At 62.4% G+C, this 15,320-nt stretch carries 13 protein-coding genes and 1 pseudogene; 2 read left to right on the top strand and 12 right to left on the bottom strand.

Annotated elements, in window-relative coordinates:
• Positions 1–38: 38 nt before the first annotated feature.
• The 11 genes from BRAGE_RS0100320 to BRAGE_RS47555 form a co-directional block, all read right to left on the bottom strand.
• Positions 39–839 (bottom strand): N-acyl homoserine lactonase family protein, encoded by an 801-nt coding sequence (locus tag BRAGE_RS0100320; RefSeq protein WP_027564044.1) that lies wholly within the window; start codon positions 837–839, stop codon positions 39–41.
• A gap of 8 nt (positions 840–847) precedes the next feature.
• Entirely contained in the window at positions 848–1,807 is a 960-nt protein-coding gene (locus tag BRAGE_RS0100315; protein WP_063617230.1) for a Bug family tripartite tricarboxylate transporter substrate binding protein, read from the bottom strand.
• Between the two features lie 73 nt (positions 1,808–1,880).
• Positions 1,881–2,774: an NAD(P)-dependent oxidoreductase gene (locus BRAGE_RS0100310; protein ID WP_027564042.1), complete on the bottom strand. Its 894-nt coding sequence runs from the start codon at positions 2,772–2,774 to the stop codon at positions 1,881–1,883.
• A 32-nt stretch (positions 2,775–2,806) separates the two neighbouring features.
• Positions 2,807–3,514, bottom strand: a complete 708-nt coding sequence (locus BRAGE_RS0100305) for an ABC transporter ATP-binding protein (RefSeq protein ID WP_027564041.1) — start codon at positions 3,512–3,514, stop codon at positions 2,807–2,809.
• Positions 3,507–4,268 carry an ABC transporter ATP-binding protein gene (locus BRAGE_RS0100300; protein ID WP_027564040.1) on the bottom strand — a complete coding sequence of 254 codons (762 nt, stop codon included), beginning with the start codon at positions 4,266–4,268 and terminating at the stop codon, positions 3,507–3,509. Before BRAGE_RS0100300 ends, BRAGE_RS0100305 begins: the two co-directional genes overlap by 8 nt.
• On the bottom strand, positions 4,265–5,251 hold the full coding sequence (locus BRAGE_RS47565; RefSeq protein WP_141263157.1) for a branched-chain amino acid ABC transporter permease: 987 nt from the start codon (positions 5,249–5,251) through the stop codon (positions 4,265–4,267). The genes BRAGE_RS0100300 and BRAGE_RS47565 overlap by 4 nt, the downstream gene beginning before the upstream one ends.
• On the bottom strand, positions 5,248–6,117 hold the full coding sequence (locus tag BRAGE_RS0100290; RefSeq protein WP_027564039.1) for a branched-chain amino acid ABC transporter permease: 870 nt from the start codon (positions 6,115–6,117) through the stop codon (positions 5,248–5,250). The genes BRAGE_RS47565 and BRAGE_RS0100290 overlap by 4 nt, the downstream gene beginning before the upstream one ends.
• A 68-nt stretch (positions 6,118–6,185) precedes the next feature.
• Positions 6,186–7,343, bottom strand: coding sequence for an ABC transporter substrate-binding protein (locus BRAGE_RS0100285; protein ID WP_027564038.1), 1,158 nt, complete (start codon positions 7,341–7,343; stop codon positions 6,186–6,188).
• A 104-nt stretch (positions 7,344–7,447) separates the two neighbouring features.
• Positions 7,448–8,428 carry an MmgE/PrpD family protein gene (locus BRAGE_RS0100280; RefSeq protein WP_027564037.1) on the bottom strand — a complete coding sequence of 327 codons (981 nt, stop codon included), beginning with the start codon at positions 8,426–8,428 and terminating at the stop codon, positions 7,448–7,450.
• Positions 8,429–8,439: 11 nt separating this feature from the next.
• On the bottom strand, positions 8,440–9,957 hold the full coding sequence (gene tcuA / locus BRAGE_RS47560; RefSeq protein ID WP_035729220.1) for an FAD-dependent tricarballylate dehydrogenase TcuA: 1,518 nt from the start codon (positions 9,955–9,957) through the stop codon (positions 8,440–8,442).
• 202 nt (positions 9,958–10,159) lie between these two features.
• Positions 10,160–10,864: a GntR family transcriptional regulator gene (locus BRAGE_RS47555; protein WP_051377652.1), complete on the bottom strand. Its 705-nt coding sequence runs from the start codon at positions 10,862–10,864 to the stop codon at positions 10,160–10,162.
• Positions 10,865–11,113: 249 nt separating this feature from the next.
• Between BRAGE_RS47555 and BRAGE_RS0100265 the strand changes: the two genes are divergently transcribed.
• Positions 11,114–12,292, top strand: coding sequence for a 2-methylaconitate cis-trans isomerase PrpF family protein (locus tag BRAGE_RS0100265; RefSeq protein WP_027564036.1), 1,179 nt, complete (start codon positions 11,114–11,116; stop codon positions 12,290–12,292).
• 21 nt (positions 12,293–12,313) lie between these two features.
• Positions 12,314–13,234 (top strand): methylisocitrate lyase, encoded by a 921-nt coding sequence (gene prpB / locus BRAGE_RS0100260; RefSeq protein ID WP_027564035.1) that lies wholly within the window; start codon positions 12,314–12,316, stop codon positions 13,232–13,234.
• A 574-nt stretch (positions 13,235–13,808) separates the two neighbouring features.
• Here the strand turns inward: prpB and BRAGE_RS55645 are convergent.
• Positions 13,809–15,306: pseudogene (locus BRAGE_RS55645) on the bottom strand (CoA-acylating methylmalonate-semialdehyde dehydrogenase).
• Positions 15,307–15,320 lie beyond the last annotated feature (14 nt).

The following is a 15,320-nucleotide window of genomic DNA, read 5'->3' as shown; positions in this document are numbered from 1 at the left end:
GAGAGTGTGTCCTGCGCCGGCCTTCTTCCGGCTGAGGCTTAGGCCGGCTTTCCGCAAGCGTCGGCGTCCAGCCGCGCGATTCCGTCGAGCCCCGCGCGCGCGGCAGGAAAGAGGGACAGCACCTGCCGGTCGTGGCCTGGAATGATGTGGGACGGACCATCGGCGAGCTGCTGGATGACAGCGAAGCCGTTCAACATCTGCTTGGTGTCGAACAACACCGGGAATGGTCGCCGCTGCAGGATGTTGGCGTAGTAGTGCGAAGCATCCGAGGCCAGCACCACGTGACCTCGCCGCGTCTTCACCCTCACGACCTGCAGTCCCGCGGTATGCCCGCCCAGCCAGTGCAGGGAGATTCCGTCGTCGAAATCGGAATTCGCATCGTGGAGCGTCACGCGCCCTTCGAAGTTCCGCCTGACGATGTGACTGACGTCTTCCACATTATAGGCCTTCTTCTGCTCGACATCGCACATGCAGCGGCCCGTGCAGAAATGCATCTCACGCTCCTGCACGTGATACCGGGCTTGAGGAAACAGATCGTGGTTGCCGGCATGGTCCCAGTGCATATGGGTCAGGATGACGTCTTTCACGGTGTCGGGATTGATCCCGATCTGCTTCAGCCCCTCAGCGACCGGTCGCGTGACGGCATAGTTGCGCGCCTTGCCGGCCTTCTCGTCGAAGCCAGTATCGACGATCACCGTGCGGTCCCGGCCGACCAGTGCCCAGACGAAGAAGTCCATCGGCATCGGGCTGTCCGGCGCATCGTGCTCGATGAAGTTCTCCGATGAGCGGCGCTCGTCCTTCCTGGCGTACCGGATCGCATAGATTTCATACTCGGACATGTCATCACTCACTGGCGCTCGATGCCGGCTTCCCTCGTTGTCGTCGCCCATAGATCCATGTCGTCCTTGACATGCTTGGCGAACTCTGCCGGCCCGATCCACTGAGCCTCGAAGCCGATATCGGCGAGGCGTTTGCGTATCTCCGGTTCTGCCAGCACCTCGCGCACGCCTTCGGCGAGCCTGGCAACGATCTCGGGCGGCGTGTCCTTGGGTGCGAACAGTCCCGACCACGCGGAAATGTTGATGAACGCGAGCCCTCCCTCCTTCATGGTCGGGATATCGGGGAAAAGCGAGGCGCGGTCCGGATTCGTGGTCGCGAGTGCGCGTGCCTGGCCGGCCTCGACCTGAGAGACCGCAGGCGCCATGTCCATGAATGTCATGGAGACACGCTGCGCGATGATATCGGTGACGACCTGCGGGCTGTTTCGATAAGGCACGGCGGCAATGTCGATCCCTGCCCGCCGCTTGAAAGCTTCGCCGGACAGTTGGCCAAGCGCATTGGCATAACCAAACGTCAGCGTGCCCGGCTTGCTCTTCGCGAGAGCCACGAGGTCGGCCACACTTTTCACGGGCAGGCCGGGATCGACGATCAGGAAGTACGGAAACAGGCCGAATTGCGAAATCGGGGCGAAATCGGCGATTGGATCATATTGGATCGATTTCAGCAGACTGGGATTGGCGGCGTGCGTCGACGTTCCGCCGACAAGCAACGTGTATCCGTCGGGCGCAGAGCGCGCAGCTGCCGTCGCCCCCAGCGCGCCATTTGCACCGACGCGGTTATCGATGATGATCGTTGTCTTCAGCAATTCCGACAGCCGCTGAAACACGATGCGCGCAACTCCGTCTGTTCCGCTGCCAGGCGCAAATGGGGCAATGACCGAAATTCGCTGCGAGGGATAGCCATCCGCTGCTGCCGCCGGGCTCCAGTGTGAAAGGAGCAGCGTTATCGTCAACAACAACACCCGCACAGAACCCTCCCATTGATCGTTTTTGCTATTTCCTGATCTCGAAAGGCGAGGCTCGATCGCCCTCACGCATCGATCATGACTTCTTCGAAGAGCGTTCGATGATCTTCACGATGACCGGCCAGTAGTTGGCTCCAAAGCCGGCCTGAGAGGCCTCAGTCAGAAGCCTGGCGCCGAGTGCGGCTTCCCTCGCTTCGATCCCGGCGTCCCTTGCCATATCGAGCGCGTAAGACACGTCCTTGTGCATGTAGTCGGTCGAAAACACCCGCTCGGGAAACTCCTGCGCCAAGACCGCCTTGTAGCCGTGATTGCGCAAAGCAAAACTGTCCGCGGAGCCCTTGGAGAAGGCGTCGAACAGGGTCGCGGTCGACACACCCGCCGAATTTGCGATCGCGGCGGCTTCGCACAGCGCGGTCACGGTCCCGACCACGACCATGTTGTTGAGGATCTTGACCACCTGGCCCGATCCGACGTCGCCACAATGGGTCACCTCGCTCGCGAAGCAACGCAGCAGCGGCTCGATGCGCGCGAACACGTCCGCGTTTGCTCCGACCGAAATTGCAAGCGTCCCCGCCTCGGCCGCCGCCCGCGTCCGGGCCACGGGCGCATCGGCATAGTCGGCTCCCTTTGCGGCGAAGGCGCCGGCCAGCTCACGGGTCAGTTTCAACGGGCTGGTCGAGAGATCGACGATGCTCTGGCCCGCGCGCGCGAATTCGAGGATCCCGCCGGGCATCTCGCAAATCTTCTTCAGGTGCTCGCCGCTGGGCATGGAAATGAAGACGACATCGGCTTTCGCGAGCCCCGCGATCGAGCTGGCATCGACTGCGCCGGCTTGAACCAGGCGCGCCACGGGCTCGGGGTTGATGTCGTGAATCAGGACCCTCTGCTTCGTCTTCTGCACGAGGTGCCGGCACATGGGTTCGCCCATGACGCCCAAACCGATGAAGCCGAAAGTCGAAGAGCCAGTCATAACAAAACTCCGGAATTTTTGGACAGATACATTCAGATGCCGAGATAGGCACGCCGGACGTAGTCGCTGGCCAGGAGGTCCTTGCCCTTCCCGCTCAGCGCGACCGCGCCGGTCTCCAGCACATACGCCTCGTTGCAGAGATTCAATGCAAGCTTTGCATTCTGCTCAACCAGGATGATCGACATGCCGATATCGCGGTTGATCTCGACGATGATGCGCGCGATCTCATCGACGATGATCGGAGCAAGCCCGAGCGACGGCTCATCCAGCAGCAACAGGCGGGGCCTCGCCATGAGTGCGCGGCCGATGGCCACCATTTGCTGCTCGCCGCCCGACAGCGAACCGGCCATCTGGCTCCTTCGTTCCACGAGACGGGGAAAGTATCCGTAGATCTGGTCCAGCGTCTTTCTCTGGTGCGCCTTATCCCTCTGCGAGTAGCTACCTACCAGCAGATTGTCGAGCACGCTCATCTGCGGGAAGACACGGCGTCCTTCGGGTGACAGCGCGATCCCGCGCCCGACGCGCCGAGGAGCCGATGCGCCATCGATGCGCTCGCCGTCGAAATAGATTTCTCCGCCGCTCACAGGCTTGAGGCCGATAATGGCCTTCATCGTGGTGGTCTTGCCCGCACCATTTGAACCGATGAGAGAGACGATCGCTCCGTCAGCGACGGAGAGGCTCAAGTTGCGGACCGCCGTGAGCGGACCGTAGGCGACGCTGATCCCGCGGACATCAAGCATGGACCGCTTCCTTGCCGAGATACGCCTCGATGACGACTGGGTTCGACACGACTTCCGCCGGCGTTCCCTGCGCGATCAGCGTCCCGTGATCCAGCACCACGACGCGATTGCAGAGGCCCATGACCGTGCGCATGTGGTGCTCGACCATCACCATGGTCACGCCGCGTTCCGACTTGACCCGGCGGAGAACCGAGGCGAGTTCAGCCGCCTCCTCCGGGTTGAGGCCGGCGACCGGCTCGTCGAGCATCAAGAGCCTGGGCTCGCTGGCAAGCGCGATTGCAACGCCGAGGCGCCGCTGCTCGCCATAGGACAATTCGCGTGCCTTCAGGCCGGCACGGCGCGTCAGCCCGAACAGATCGAGCACACCAGACGCCTTGTCTTTCGCTGCCACCCGCCATTTGCTCGAGAGAAACCCTCCCCACAGGCCGCTCACGTTCGAAGCCAGCGTGCCGCGCGCGACATTTTCAATGACAGTCGCTTCCGGATAGATGGTTGCGGCCTGGAAGGTCCGTGAAAGCCCCTGGCGAACCGTTTGATTGGCTGGCTGGCCGGAAATGTCTCGTCCCTGGAACCGCACAGTGCCAGCCGATGGACTGAGAACGCCCGAAATCACGTTGAACAGCGTGGTCTTGCCGGCGCCGTTCGGTCCGATAAGGCCGAGAAAGTCGCCCTCGTTGACCTCGAAGGATACGTTTCGAACGGCGACAAGCCCGCCGAAGGAGCGCTTCAGGCTTTCGACTTGGAGCATGCTCATGGCACTTCCTCGGCCACGCGCGCGGCGCCGGTTGTCGCAACCCGTTGGCGCGAACGCCAGGTCTGAATGAGGCTTGCGAGGCCGTTCGGAACGAACATCAGGCAGAGCACGAGCACGGCCCCGTAGATGATGTGCTGCAATCCTTCGGTGGAGCGGAGGAGCTCCGGCAGAGGCGTCAGCACGAGAACACCGACCACGGGCCCCAGCACCCCGTCCCGTCCGCCGACGACCAGCATGGTCAGGTAGGAAACCGACTCCCAGAACGTATATGAGTCCGGCGAAATGAAACGGAGATAGTGCGTCGACAACGCGCCCGCGAAGCCGGCGATGCCCGATCCGACCGTGAAGGCAATCACCTGGACGCGATGCGTATCGATGCCGCTCGATTCGGTGAGCCGCTGGTTCTCGGCGGTGGCCGCCATCATCGTGCCGAGCGGCGAGCGATAGAGTAGCCAGGTCAACAGCAGCGTCGTCAGCGCACACACGAGCGCGAACGGATAGAATTGCGGCTTGGCGCGAAGCACGTAACCGAAGATCGAAATCGGCGGCACACCGACGAGGCCGTTTGCTCCGCCCGTGATCGAGCTCATGTCCAGCGCCAGCAGCACCGCGATCTGGCTGAATGCAAAGGCGACCAGCACGAAATAGACGCCGCGCAAACGCAGGATGACCCAGCCAAGCGCGGCCGCGATGACGGCCGCAACCCCCGCAGCGATGAACAGGGTCAGCAGCGGCGGCCAGCCCTTGATCGACAACAACGCCGAGACATATCCGCCGACCAGCGCAAAGCCACCATGGCCCATCGACAGCTGCCCCGCCCGGGCAATGATGGCAAGGCCGAGCACGAGCATCAGGTTGATGCAGCCGACTGTCGCCAGATGGACGTAGAACTGGTTCGGTGCGAACCAGGGCAGCAGCACGGCGAGACCGACGGCCACTGCGATCCCGACATAAGACATCGGCTTGGTTGTGGGAGGATTCACGCCTCACGCTCCTTTCGGCCCAACAGGCCCTGCGGACGCAGCAACACGACGGCGATCACGACCAGGAATTGAAGGATCTCGGACAATGAAGCACTGACGAAGGTGCCGGCGAAGCTCTCGATCAAGCCGATGAGCAATCCCCCCGCCACGGCGCCGGGAACGCTGCCGAGCCCGCCGATGACGACGATCACGAAGGCCTTCAGCGTCGGCGCCAGGCCGATGAACGGCGAGACCGACAGCACCGGGGCCATCAGAACGCCGGCGAATCCCGCAAGGCTCACGCCCAGCACGAACGCGACGGGAAAGATGACGTCGACGCGAATGCCCTGCACCTGCGCAATCTCGGCGTCCTGCGCCACGGCGCGCATGGCCCGGCCGATCCTTGTGTGGCCGATCAGGAGGTTGAGCGACACGACGGCGACGATCGCTCCGATGATGACCACCAGCCGCGACCAGGGGAATACGATGCCGCCGACCGATAGCACCCCCGATACGACCGGCGGCACGGTGCGTGCCGAGGATCCCCACATCAGAAGCGCACTGTTCTGGAGGATGAGAGCGACGCCGACGGATGCGATCATGCCGTTCAGCTCGTTGCCGCGAAACTTGCGGAAGACGATCCGCTCCATCAGCAGTCCCAGCAAGGCCGTGGCGCCAATGGCCAGCAGAACGCTGATGGAGAACGGCAAGCCGTTGCTGCCGTAAAGGATCGCGAACAGGAACGCGCCGGCCATGTAGAACTCGCCATGCGCAAAATTCACGATGCGCATGATGCCGAACACCATGGTGAAGCCGATGGCCATCAGCACATAGATCATGCCGACCATGAGGCCGTTCACGACGGTCTGGACCAGAATGATATCCATGCTCACGGGATGACGACTCCAATCGTGTGAGTGAGGCGCAGGCGCGCCCCACCTGTTCCAGCGGTCGCTTATTTGCAGGCGTTGACGTCGCAGGTTGCCACCTTGGTCACGACGCCGTCTTTCATCTGCCCGACATAGAACGGAAGATCGATCTGGTGCTTGATCCCGTACTTCTGCTCGCCCGTCCAGCCCGCCTTGCCCATCGCGGTCGGAACGTCGGACAGTCCATCGAGCGTCGTCGCGATCTTGGTCGTATCGTCAACGGTCCCGGCCTTCTTCATCGCAGTAAACAGCATCTGCAGACCGGCATAAAAGAAGGGACTGAACCCGTTCATGTTCGGCCCATACTTGGCCTTGAAGCGGGCGACATAGGCTGCCGTATCCGGCAGGCCGGTATCGATGGGCAGGTGCACGTAGACGCCTTCAGCCGCGTCCTTGCCCGCCACCTTCAGCATCTCGGCGGCAACATCGCCGCCCGTGACGAACACCGGACCGCGGTAGCCGAGTTCGCGGGCCTGCTTGAGAATGAGTCCCGCGGTGGTCGGAGAGTTGCCGCCAAGCTCGAGCCCGTCGGCCTTGGTCAGAAGGCGGGTCAGAATGGGCACGAAGTCGACGCGCTCGCGCTCGAAATACTCGACCTGCAGCTTCGCGCCGGCCTTGGCGTAGGAGTTGAAGTTCGCCACACCGATTTGCTGTCCGGTTTCGTCATTGGGCAACAGCGACACGACCTGCTTGGCCGACGTGTTCTTCATCAGCCAGGCCACCTGCGGATCGGAAAATTCGCCGGTGGTGATCACGGGCCGGTAAGCAAACGGCGCATCGGCCCCGAGCGCGCGGGGCGTGAAAGCCAGCGTCATGGTGATGACTTTTCCAGACGTGGTCTGATCCTTGGTCGCCACGGCCGCCGCCGAGCCCATCGGACCGACCACGAAGCGGATTCCGTCCTGGATCATCAGGCGATCCATCGCGGTGACCGCGTCGGCGGCGCGATAGCGGTCGTCATATTGCTTGATCAGGATCTTGTAGCGCTTGCCGCCAACTTCGAGGCCGCCGCCCTTGTTGACATCCTCGGCAGCAAAGTCGGTGGCGGCGAGCATGCCCTCGGCAAACGCGGCACCGGCACCGGAAAAACTGGCGTGCACGCCGATCGTGACACTGTCTTCGGCCCGAGCCGCAGAACACATGACGGATGCGGCGAGTACGGCAACCAACTCAAGACGCTTCATTCCAATCTCTCCCCAGATGATATTTTTGTCGGCCTTGCTCTTGTTGTGTCAGGTAAGGCTTGTCGTTGCGACGCGGCTTGGCCGCCTCGCATTCATTTGCGGGTTCAGGGAACCCAAGTCGTCTCCTCCGGCTCGTGCGTTCCTCGCGCGGCAAAGACGACCTTCTTTGGCGCCTCCTCCTGCGCTCCGCGGCCTTGCAACAGACGCGACACCGTCGCGAGGTCGCTCACCTTGTCGATCGTCTCGAGCCGTTCGAATAGCGGAGCGATGTGATCGCGCGGCAGAACGGCGCCAGCCCGCTGCTCGAACTGATCCCAGAGATCGGCTGCTGGCGGCGATTGAACTGCGAGAAGATCGAAAGCGGCCTCTCCCGGCGCTCCGCTGTCCGTGGCCGGACTCGGGATCGTGTTTGCTTCGCTCCCGATCATCTCGGCGCAGGACACTTCGTCCAAGGCTTCGGCGAGCAGAGCGGCCAGCAATCCGCTGCGAAGGCTCAGACCAATCATAAGCGACCTCGCTCCGACCGGTCCGGCAGGAGGACTGTCGACGTTCGCCATCCCTGCCATGAGCAGCGCGGCTGCAATCTTCGGGCGGCTCAATTCGAGCACACGGGCGGCCGCCGCGACCCCACCGAACAAGGCATATCCGAGCTCGCCGCCCGCGGGCGACAGCATCGGCGCGAGAAGAGGAGAGATCTCAGCGGCCGACATCAACGCATCGAGGAAATGCTGCCCCGTCTTTCCACGCTCCTCGCAGAGCCCGAACAGCGTCACGATACACGCCGCATTCGCTGCATCGCGTGAAGCTTCGGCTCCGGCGACTGCAGCTGTGGCGTTGATCAACGCGGCATCGACGGCGCTTGTGCGCCGCTCGGTCCCAAAGACAAGCGCCGGCCCGCTTGTCGCGACGCCGGAAGTACCCAGCAGCGCTTTCGTGATGGCGGCTGGCGCGCCGGACAGCGCCAGGCCGAACGCTGTGATGATCGCCGCCTTGGCCTTTGCTGCAGCTTTGGCATCTCGCCGCCGTGAATCGTAAGAGCCGATCCGCTCCGCCAGGCTTTCGGCCCAGCCGCCTGGTCTTGCCATCGTGGCGCTGGTCACGATGCCACCGCTTGGGCTCGCGCGACGCTCTGCTGGGCCGCAGCGTTTCGGCCCGCGATCCTGCCGAAGGTGGCACCCGAGACGAGGCCGGTGCCAGCCGGATAGTTGTCATAGAACAGACCGCCGACGAGCTCGCCGCAGCAGTAGAGACCCTTGATCGGGCGCCAGTCGGTGCCGATCACCTCGGCGTTCTCGTTGATCTTCAGGCCGCCGAACGTGAAGGTGATTCCGCCCGTCGCGCTGTAGGCATAATAAGGTGCCTTGTCGAGCTTCAGCGCCCAGTTGGTCTTTTCGAGATCGAGGCCCTTGGTCGAGAGGCCGTCCTTCTTCGTGGGATCGAAGCCTTCGTCCGGCGCGCGGGCATGATCGTTGAATTGCTGGACGGTCCTGAGCGCCTGCGCCTTGTCGTCGATATCGAGTTGCTCGATCAGGTCTGCCAGCGAGTTCGCCTTGATCGGGTCGCTGGTCGAATAGCGCGGCTCGAGCAGGTGGATCACCTTGCTGTCGAACAGCTGATATGCCTTGGCGCCCGGCTCGGCCAGAATGGCTCGGCCGAATTTCGCGTAGGTGAAGAGCGCGCCGTCTTCGCCTTCATCGACGAAGCGCTTGCCCTTGCGATTGATCATCACCGAATAGACGTAGGACAGACGATTGCTGCGATCGGTCATTTCGCGCGGCGCGAAGTCGCCCCAATCCGCGCTGATCGGCGTTGCATGGCAGCCGCTCCACTGTCCCCACGGCATGGCGCCGATGGCCAGGGCCATCCGCAGGCCGTCGCCCTGGTTGTGCGGCGTGCCGCGAACCTTTGCGGCGCCGACCAAGGGACCGATGTGCTGCGTGCGCATCTGAACGTTCGCCTCGAACCCGCCGCAGCCGAGCACGACGGCTTTCGCGCCGAGCGAACGAACGCCTTCGTCGTCCTTAGTCTTGACACCGACGACGCGGCCATTGTCATCGACGAGCAACTCCGAGACGGCGTTGCCGTACCGAACCTCGATCCCCATGCGTTCGCAAGTCGCGAACCAGCTGCGCGAAAGGCCGACGCCCTCGTGCGCCGCGCGCACCACGAGGCCGCGCGCCCAGACCATGACGTTGTCTTTCTTGACGGCGGACAGGCTGATCGCCGGCTCCATCTTGATGCCGCCGGTGTCCTTCATCCAGCGAACGGTCGCCTGCGAATTCGACACGAGCAGACGCGACAAGGCCGGATCGGTGCGTCCGTTGGTGACGCGCACGAGATCGCCGTGAAAATCTTCCTGCGTGTAAGGAGAAATGCCGTCGTAGAAATTCTCGAACTCGTCTTCGATGCCCGGCAGCAGGGCGCCGATCTCGCGCGGCTCGTCATAGGCGAAGCGCAGAACACCGCCGCTCCAGTGCGTGTTTCCGCCTCGCATTTCGCGGGGGGCTTTCTCGAGAACGACGACACGATCGGCGCCGTTTTCTTTCGCTGAGACTGCCGCAGCCAGAGCGGCATTTCCCGCGCCAACGACGATCACATCGAACTCTTCGTGCATTTCCGTTCCTTCCCGCCTGCGCCTTCTGGGCTTATGTATGCTCGTGAATACTAATGTATACATTCGAATGCAAGATAATTCAGACGGCGCCATTTCCGAGGAAAAACCCCATGAAAACAGTCTGATACGGAAAGTGATAAGGTCAGGAGGCTGAACGAAGCGCCGTTGGAAGCAAAAAGATCAGCGGCGCTCGCGGATCAGTTCAGACACCATCCTGCTCGCGGCGCGCTTCCAGCTCACGCTCTTTCGCCAGGATCGCTCGACGGGTCTCGAGCGCATTCAGAACGTGGGTGCGCGCCAGGCGGTCAGCCTTCTCGCCGTCTCTCTGCGAAATCGCCTGCACGATGGCTGCGTGCTCGGCCTGAGCGACCGCAAAGCGGCCCTTGTCGGCCAACGTCGTCGGCCCCAGAAGCGCGATCGCATCCTGCAGAGCCGACAAGCTCTTTTCGAGATAGCGATTGTGAGCAGCGACCTGAATGGCGTCGTGCAATTCCCTGTTGTGCCGATAGAGCTTGAGCGGATCGCGATCGAGCTTTTCACCTTCGGCGACAAGTCTGGCCAGCGCGGCAAAATCTTTCGGACTCGCGTGCTTTGCGGCCATCGCGGCCGCGGTGCCTTCGAGTGCCGCGCGCATCTCGTAGAGCTCTTCGACCGCATCCATGTCGAGAACGGACACGACAAGCCCGGTTCGCGGGCGAAGATCGAGCAGGCCCTCGAGTTCGAGCCGCGTCAGCGCCTGGCGGGTTGGCGTTCGGCTGATGCCGAGATGTTCCGCCAATTCAACTTCGCGCATGCGCCGCCCCGGAGCAAAGCGCCCTTCGACGATCTCACGCCGTAGCGCCGCGTAAGCATAGTCGGCAGCAGATGCGAACTTCGTGCGGTCCGGCAACACCATGTCGTCGTTCATGAGGTCTTCCTGATCTCATTCGGCGTGAGCTGCTCATGCGAGCGAGACGCGCCAAACCGTCCATCAATGATCTGCGTCCGATTCATCCGACCGTACACGGCACGTGAACGGCGCAAGATATTCGGCGTAGCGCCGCCTGTCTGGAACGAGGCCCTCAGCGTCCACCGAATAGAATAAGGGTAGCAGTCCGCTCCATGAATGTATACAGTGGTATCCAAAGTATACATACGTATGCAGAGGGTAGGTTTAATGCCGCAGAACAAGCTTAAGGCCGCTTTCATGCGCGGGGGCACGTCGAAAGCTGTCGTGTTCAACAGACAGGATCTGCCGGCGGATCCCGCACAATGGGATCCGATCTTCCTGGCGATCATGGGATCGCCCGATCCCAACGGCCGCCAACTCGACGGGATGGGCGGCGGGCTGTCGTCTCTTTCGAAGGTTTGCGTCGTCGGCTCGCCGACGCGGCCGGATGCCGACATCGACTATACGTTCGCGCAGATTTCCGTGAAGAGCGCTGACGTCGACTACAGCGCAAATTGCGGCAACATGTCTTCGGCGATGGGCCCGTTCGCCGTCAGCGAAGGCCTGGTGAAGGCGCCAGCGAACGGCGAGGCCGTGGTGCGCATTCACAACACCAACACCGGCAAGATCATCGTTGCACGTTTCCCAATGGCGGACGGGGATGTCGAGACCGACGGCGAGATGACGATCGATGGCGTCGGCGGACAGGGAGCACCGGTCCGGCTCGAATTCGTTGATCCGGGCGGCACCCGAACCGGGCGCCTGCTGCCGACCGGTCGCGCCTGCGATCATTTCGATATCCCCGGTCTCGGTTCGATCGAGGCGTCACTCGTCGATGCCGCCAATCCTTGCGTCTTCGTCGCCGCGAGTTCGGTCGGCAAGGACGGCAGCGAGATGCCCGAGACTCTCGAAAGCGATCCGGTGTTTCTCGAACGGATGGAGGCGATTCGCTGCGCGGCGTCCGTGGCGATGGGCCTTGCCCCTGATGTCGCCGCGGCAGCCAAGATCCCAAGCGTGCCCAAGGTCGCGATGATCGTAGCGCCGCGCCAGATGACGACGTTGTCCGGTCGGCGGCTTGAGGCTTCCGACATGTCACTGGGCATCAGGATGATTTCGATCGGTCAGCCGCACCGCGCGGTCCCGATCACAGGCGCCACCTGCCTTGCCATTGCGGTGCGCATCGAACGCACGCTTCCGAACCGGATGGCCCGTGCCGGCGACGGCCCGATCACCATCGCACATCCCTCCGGTACGACCGTGGTCGATGCAGCCGTGGAACATGCCGATGATCCCGTAAAGGCGCGGGCCATTCATGGCGCGGTGTACCGCACCGCCAGACGGCTGTTCGAAGGAAGCGTGTTCTATCGAACAGCGAAATCCACCGCGCAGGCACGACGCAGCGCGTAACGATCCCGGAGCTCTCTTAAGATGACCTATCTCGTTGCCGCCGACCTTCCCCGCGAATCCGCCGGCCGCCGCTTCCGCGAGCTGCTGAAGCGGCCGGGCATCCTGCAGCTGCCGGGTGCTCACAACGGCATGGCGGCGCTGCAGGCCAGGGCGGCCGGCTTCGACGCGCTTTATCTTTCGGGCGCCGCGATGACGGCGTCGATGGGCCTGCCCGATCTCGGCATCATCACTGTGGATGAGGTCGCCTTCTTCGTCCGCCAGATCGTCCGCGCGACGGGATTGCCCCTCCTCGTCGACGCCGACACCGGCTATGGCGAAGCCTTGAACGTGATGCATGCAACCCGCGTCTTCGAGGACGCCGGCGCTGGCGCGCTTCACCTTGAAGATCAGATACTGCCCAAGAAGTGCGGCCATCTCAATGACAAGAAGATCGCCGACGCGCGCGACATGGCGGCCAAGGTTGCGGCTGCATCAAAAGCACGTCGCGATCTGGTGATCATTGCCAGGACCGACGCCGCCGCAAGCGAAGGCCTCGACGGGGCGGTCGCCCGCGCAAAGCTCTACATGGAGGCGGGTGCCGATGCGATCTTTCCGGAAGCGCTCAACACGGCCGAGATGTTCCGCGCCTTTGCGGAGCGCATGCCCGGCGTCCCCCTGCTGGCGAACATGACGGAGTTTGGAAAGACGCCGTTCTTCACGGCCGCTGAATTCGAGGCCATGGGCTACGCAATGGTGATCTGGCCGGTCTCTTCATTGCGCGTGGCGAACAAGGCCCAGGCTGAGCTTTACGCGGCGATTGCGCGTGACGGCGGCACGCACAAGTTGGTCGAGCGGATGCAGACGCGCGCTGAGCTCTACGCGACAATCGCTCTGCACGACTACGAAGCTCTCGATTCATCGATCGTTCAAACGATCGTTCCGGCCGGCATGCCTCAACGCTAGCGACGATGCTCTGCGCCGACCGCGTCCGCCTGGCCATCGCAAAGTCCATGACGCTTGCCTTGATTTGAAGAGCAACGCGCGTATGGGATCGCAGAAAATCGTAGGTTGGCGTGCAAACTCGTAGATTTGGTAGCGGGGGAGCGCTACCGCCTTTCCCCACACCAACCAAATCTACGATATCTCATCCATTCCTTAGCATGAGGCAGTTCTTGAGCCCGAGGGTAAGCGCAGTTCTAAGCTCGTACGAAGCGATGTTGTAGGAGGTCTTGCCGGCGGTAGCGTTGAAGCGACCCTTTCTCGCGAGAAATCGAAAGCGCGCTATTTCGGTCTCGCTATCGGCTACGACTAGGACGCCGTAGCGGCCAATGGTTACCAAATAGGGTGACGAAGAGCGGCCTAGGAGCGGAATCAGCTTTGCGAGATTGCGGAGGTTTGCGCCGTTGCGGCAAGGAGGAACTCGTCACGGGCGCCGAAGTGGTTTTTTGGCGGATGAAGTCGCCTGAAAAGAAGCGAGGGCCTGAGGCCCTCGCAGTCAGGGAGGAACTAGCGTTCAGAGATTCGATGGGGACTTCTCCTACGACATTGTCGGCGTGACGAATTCGGCACCGGCTCGCATCCCAGTTGGCCAGCGGCTGGTGACCGTCTTCATTCGAGTATTGAAGCGAACGCCCTCGGGGCCGTGCATGTGATGGTCGCCGAAAATCGACGCTTTCCATCCACCGAAGGAGTGAAAGGCCATTGGCACCGGAATTGGAACGTTGATGCCGACCATTCCGACCTTGATCTGATGGGCGAATTCACGCGCGGCATCGCCATCACGCGTGAAGATGGCGGTACCATTGCCAAATTGTGTTCATTGATCATGCGCGCGGCTGTCGCGTAGTCCGGGGCTCGAACCACTGACAGCACAGGTCCGAAGATCTCTTCCTTGTAGATCTTCATGTTCGGCTTGACATGATCGAACAGGCTGCCGCCCACGAAGAAACCATTCTCGTAGCCCCGCATCCTGAACTTGCGTCCGTCAACCAGCAACTTTGCGCCCTCGGCGACGCCGGCATCGATATAGCTGCGGACCTTCTCCAGATGTTGCTTCGTCACGAGAGGCCCTATCTCCGCTTCGCGGTCGGTACCCGGCCCGACCTTCAGGCCTCGAACCTTGGGTTCGAGCGCGGAGATCAGCTTGTCCGCGGTCCCCTCGCCGACCGGCACGGCAACCGAGATCGCCATGCAGCGTTCGCCAGCGGAGCCATAGGCGGCCCCTATCAACGCATCGACCGCCTGGTCCATATCGGCATCGGGCATCACGATCATGTGGTTCTTGGCGCCACCAAGGGCCTGACAGCGTTTTCCGGTGTTTGCGGCCGTCGAATAGATGTACTGTGCGATCGGCGTGGAGCCCACGAAGCTGATCGCCGAAACATCCGGGTGATGCAGCAGCGCATCGACCGCCTCCTTGTCGCCTTGCACCACGTGAACACGCCGTCCGGCAGACCTGCTTCCTTCAACCACTCCGCCATGACGAGCGACGCCGAAGGGTCGCGCTCAGAAGGCTTCAGAATGAACGCATTTCCGCAGGCGAGGGCGACCGGAAACATCCACATCGGAACCATGACCGGGAAATTGAAGGGCGTGATTCCGGCGACAACACCGAGCGACTGGCGGGTAGAATAGCTGTCGACGTGGGTACCGACATTTTCGGTAAGCTCGCCCTTGAGGAGCTGGGGAGCGGCCGTGGCAAACTCGACCACCTCCATTCCGCGCTGAACTTCCCCGAGCGCGTCGGAGTGAACCTTGCCATGCTCGGAGACGATCACGTCCGCAAGCTCACCTGTGCGATCCTCGAGGATTCGCAGAAACCGATTGAGCACACGTGCACGCCGTAAAGGCGTCGTTTCGGCCCATCCCTGCGCTGCCCTGCTGGCGGCGGACACCGCGTCTGCCACCACCGCCCGGCCGGCGGCAACAACACGGCCCGTCTGCTCGCCCGTTGCCGGGTTGAAGATGGGCAAACTGCGTTCAGTGCCGCCCGGGACCTGCTTGCCATTGATGAAATGATTGATTTGCGTGATCACGAACGTCTCCTTCC

The sequence above is a fragment of the Bradyrhizobium genosp. SA-4 str. CB756 genome (genome assembly GCF_000473125.1).
Lineage (GTDB): Bacteria > Pseudomonadota > Alphaproteobacteria > Rhizobiales > Xanthobacteraceae > Bradyrhizobium > Bradyrhizobium arachidis.
The sequence above is the reverse complement of the archived record's forward strand: the minus strand, read 5'-3'. Positions and strand labels throughout refer to the sequence as shown.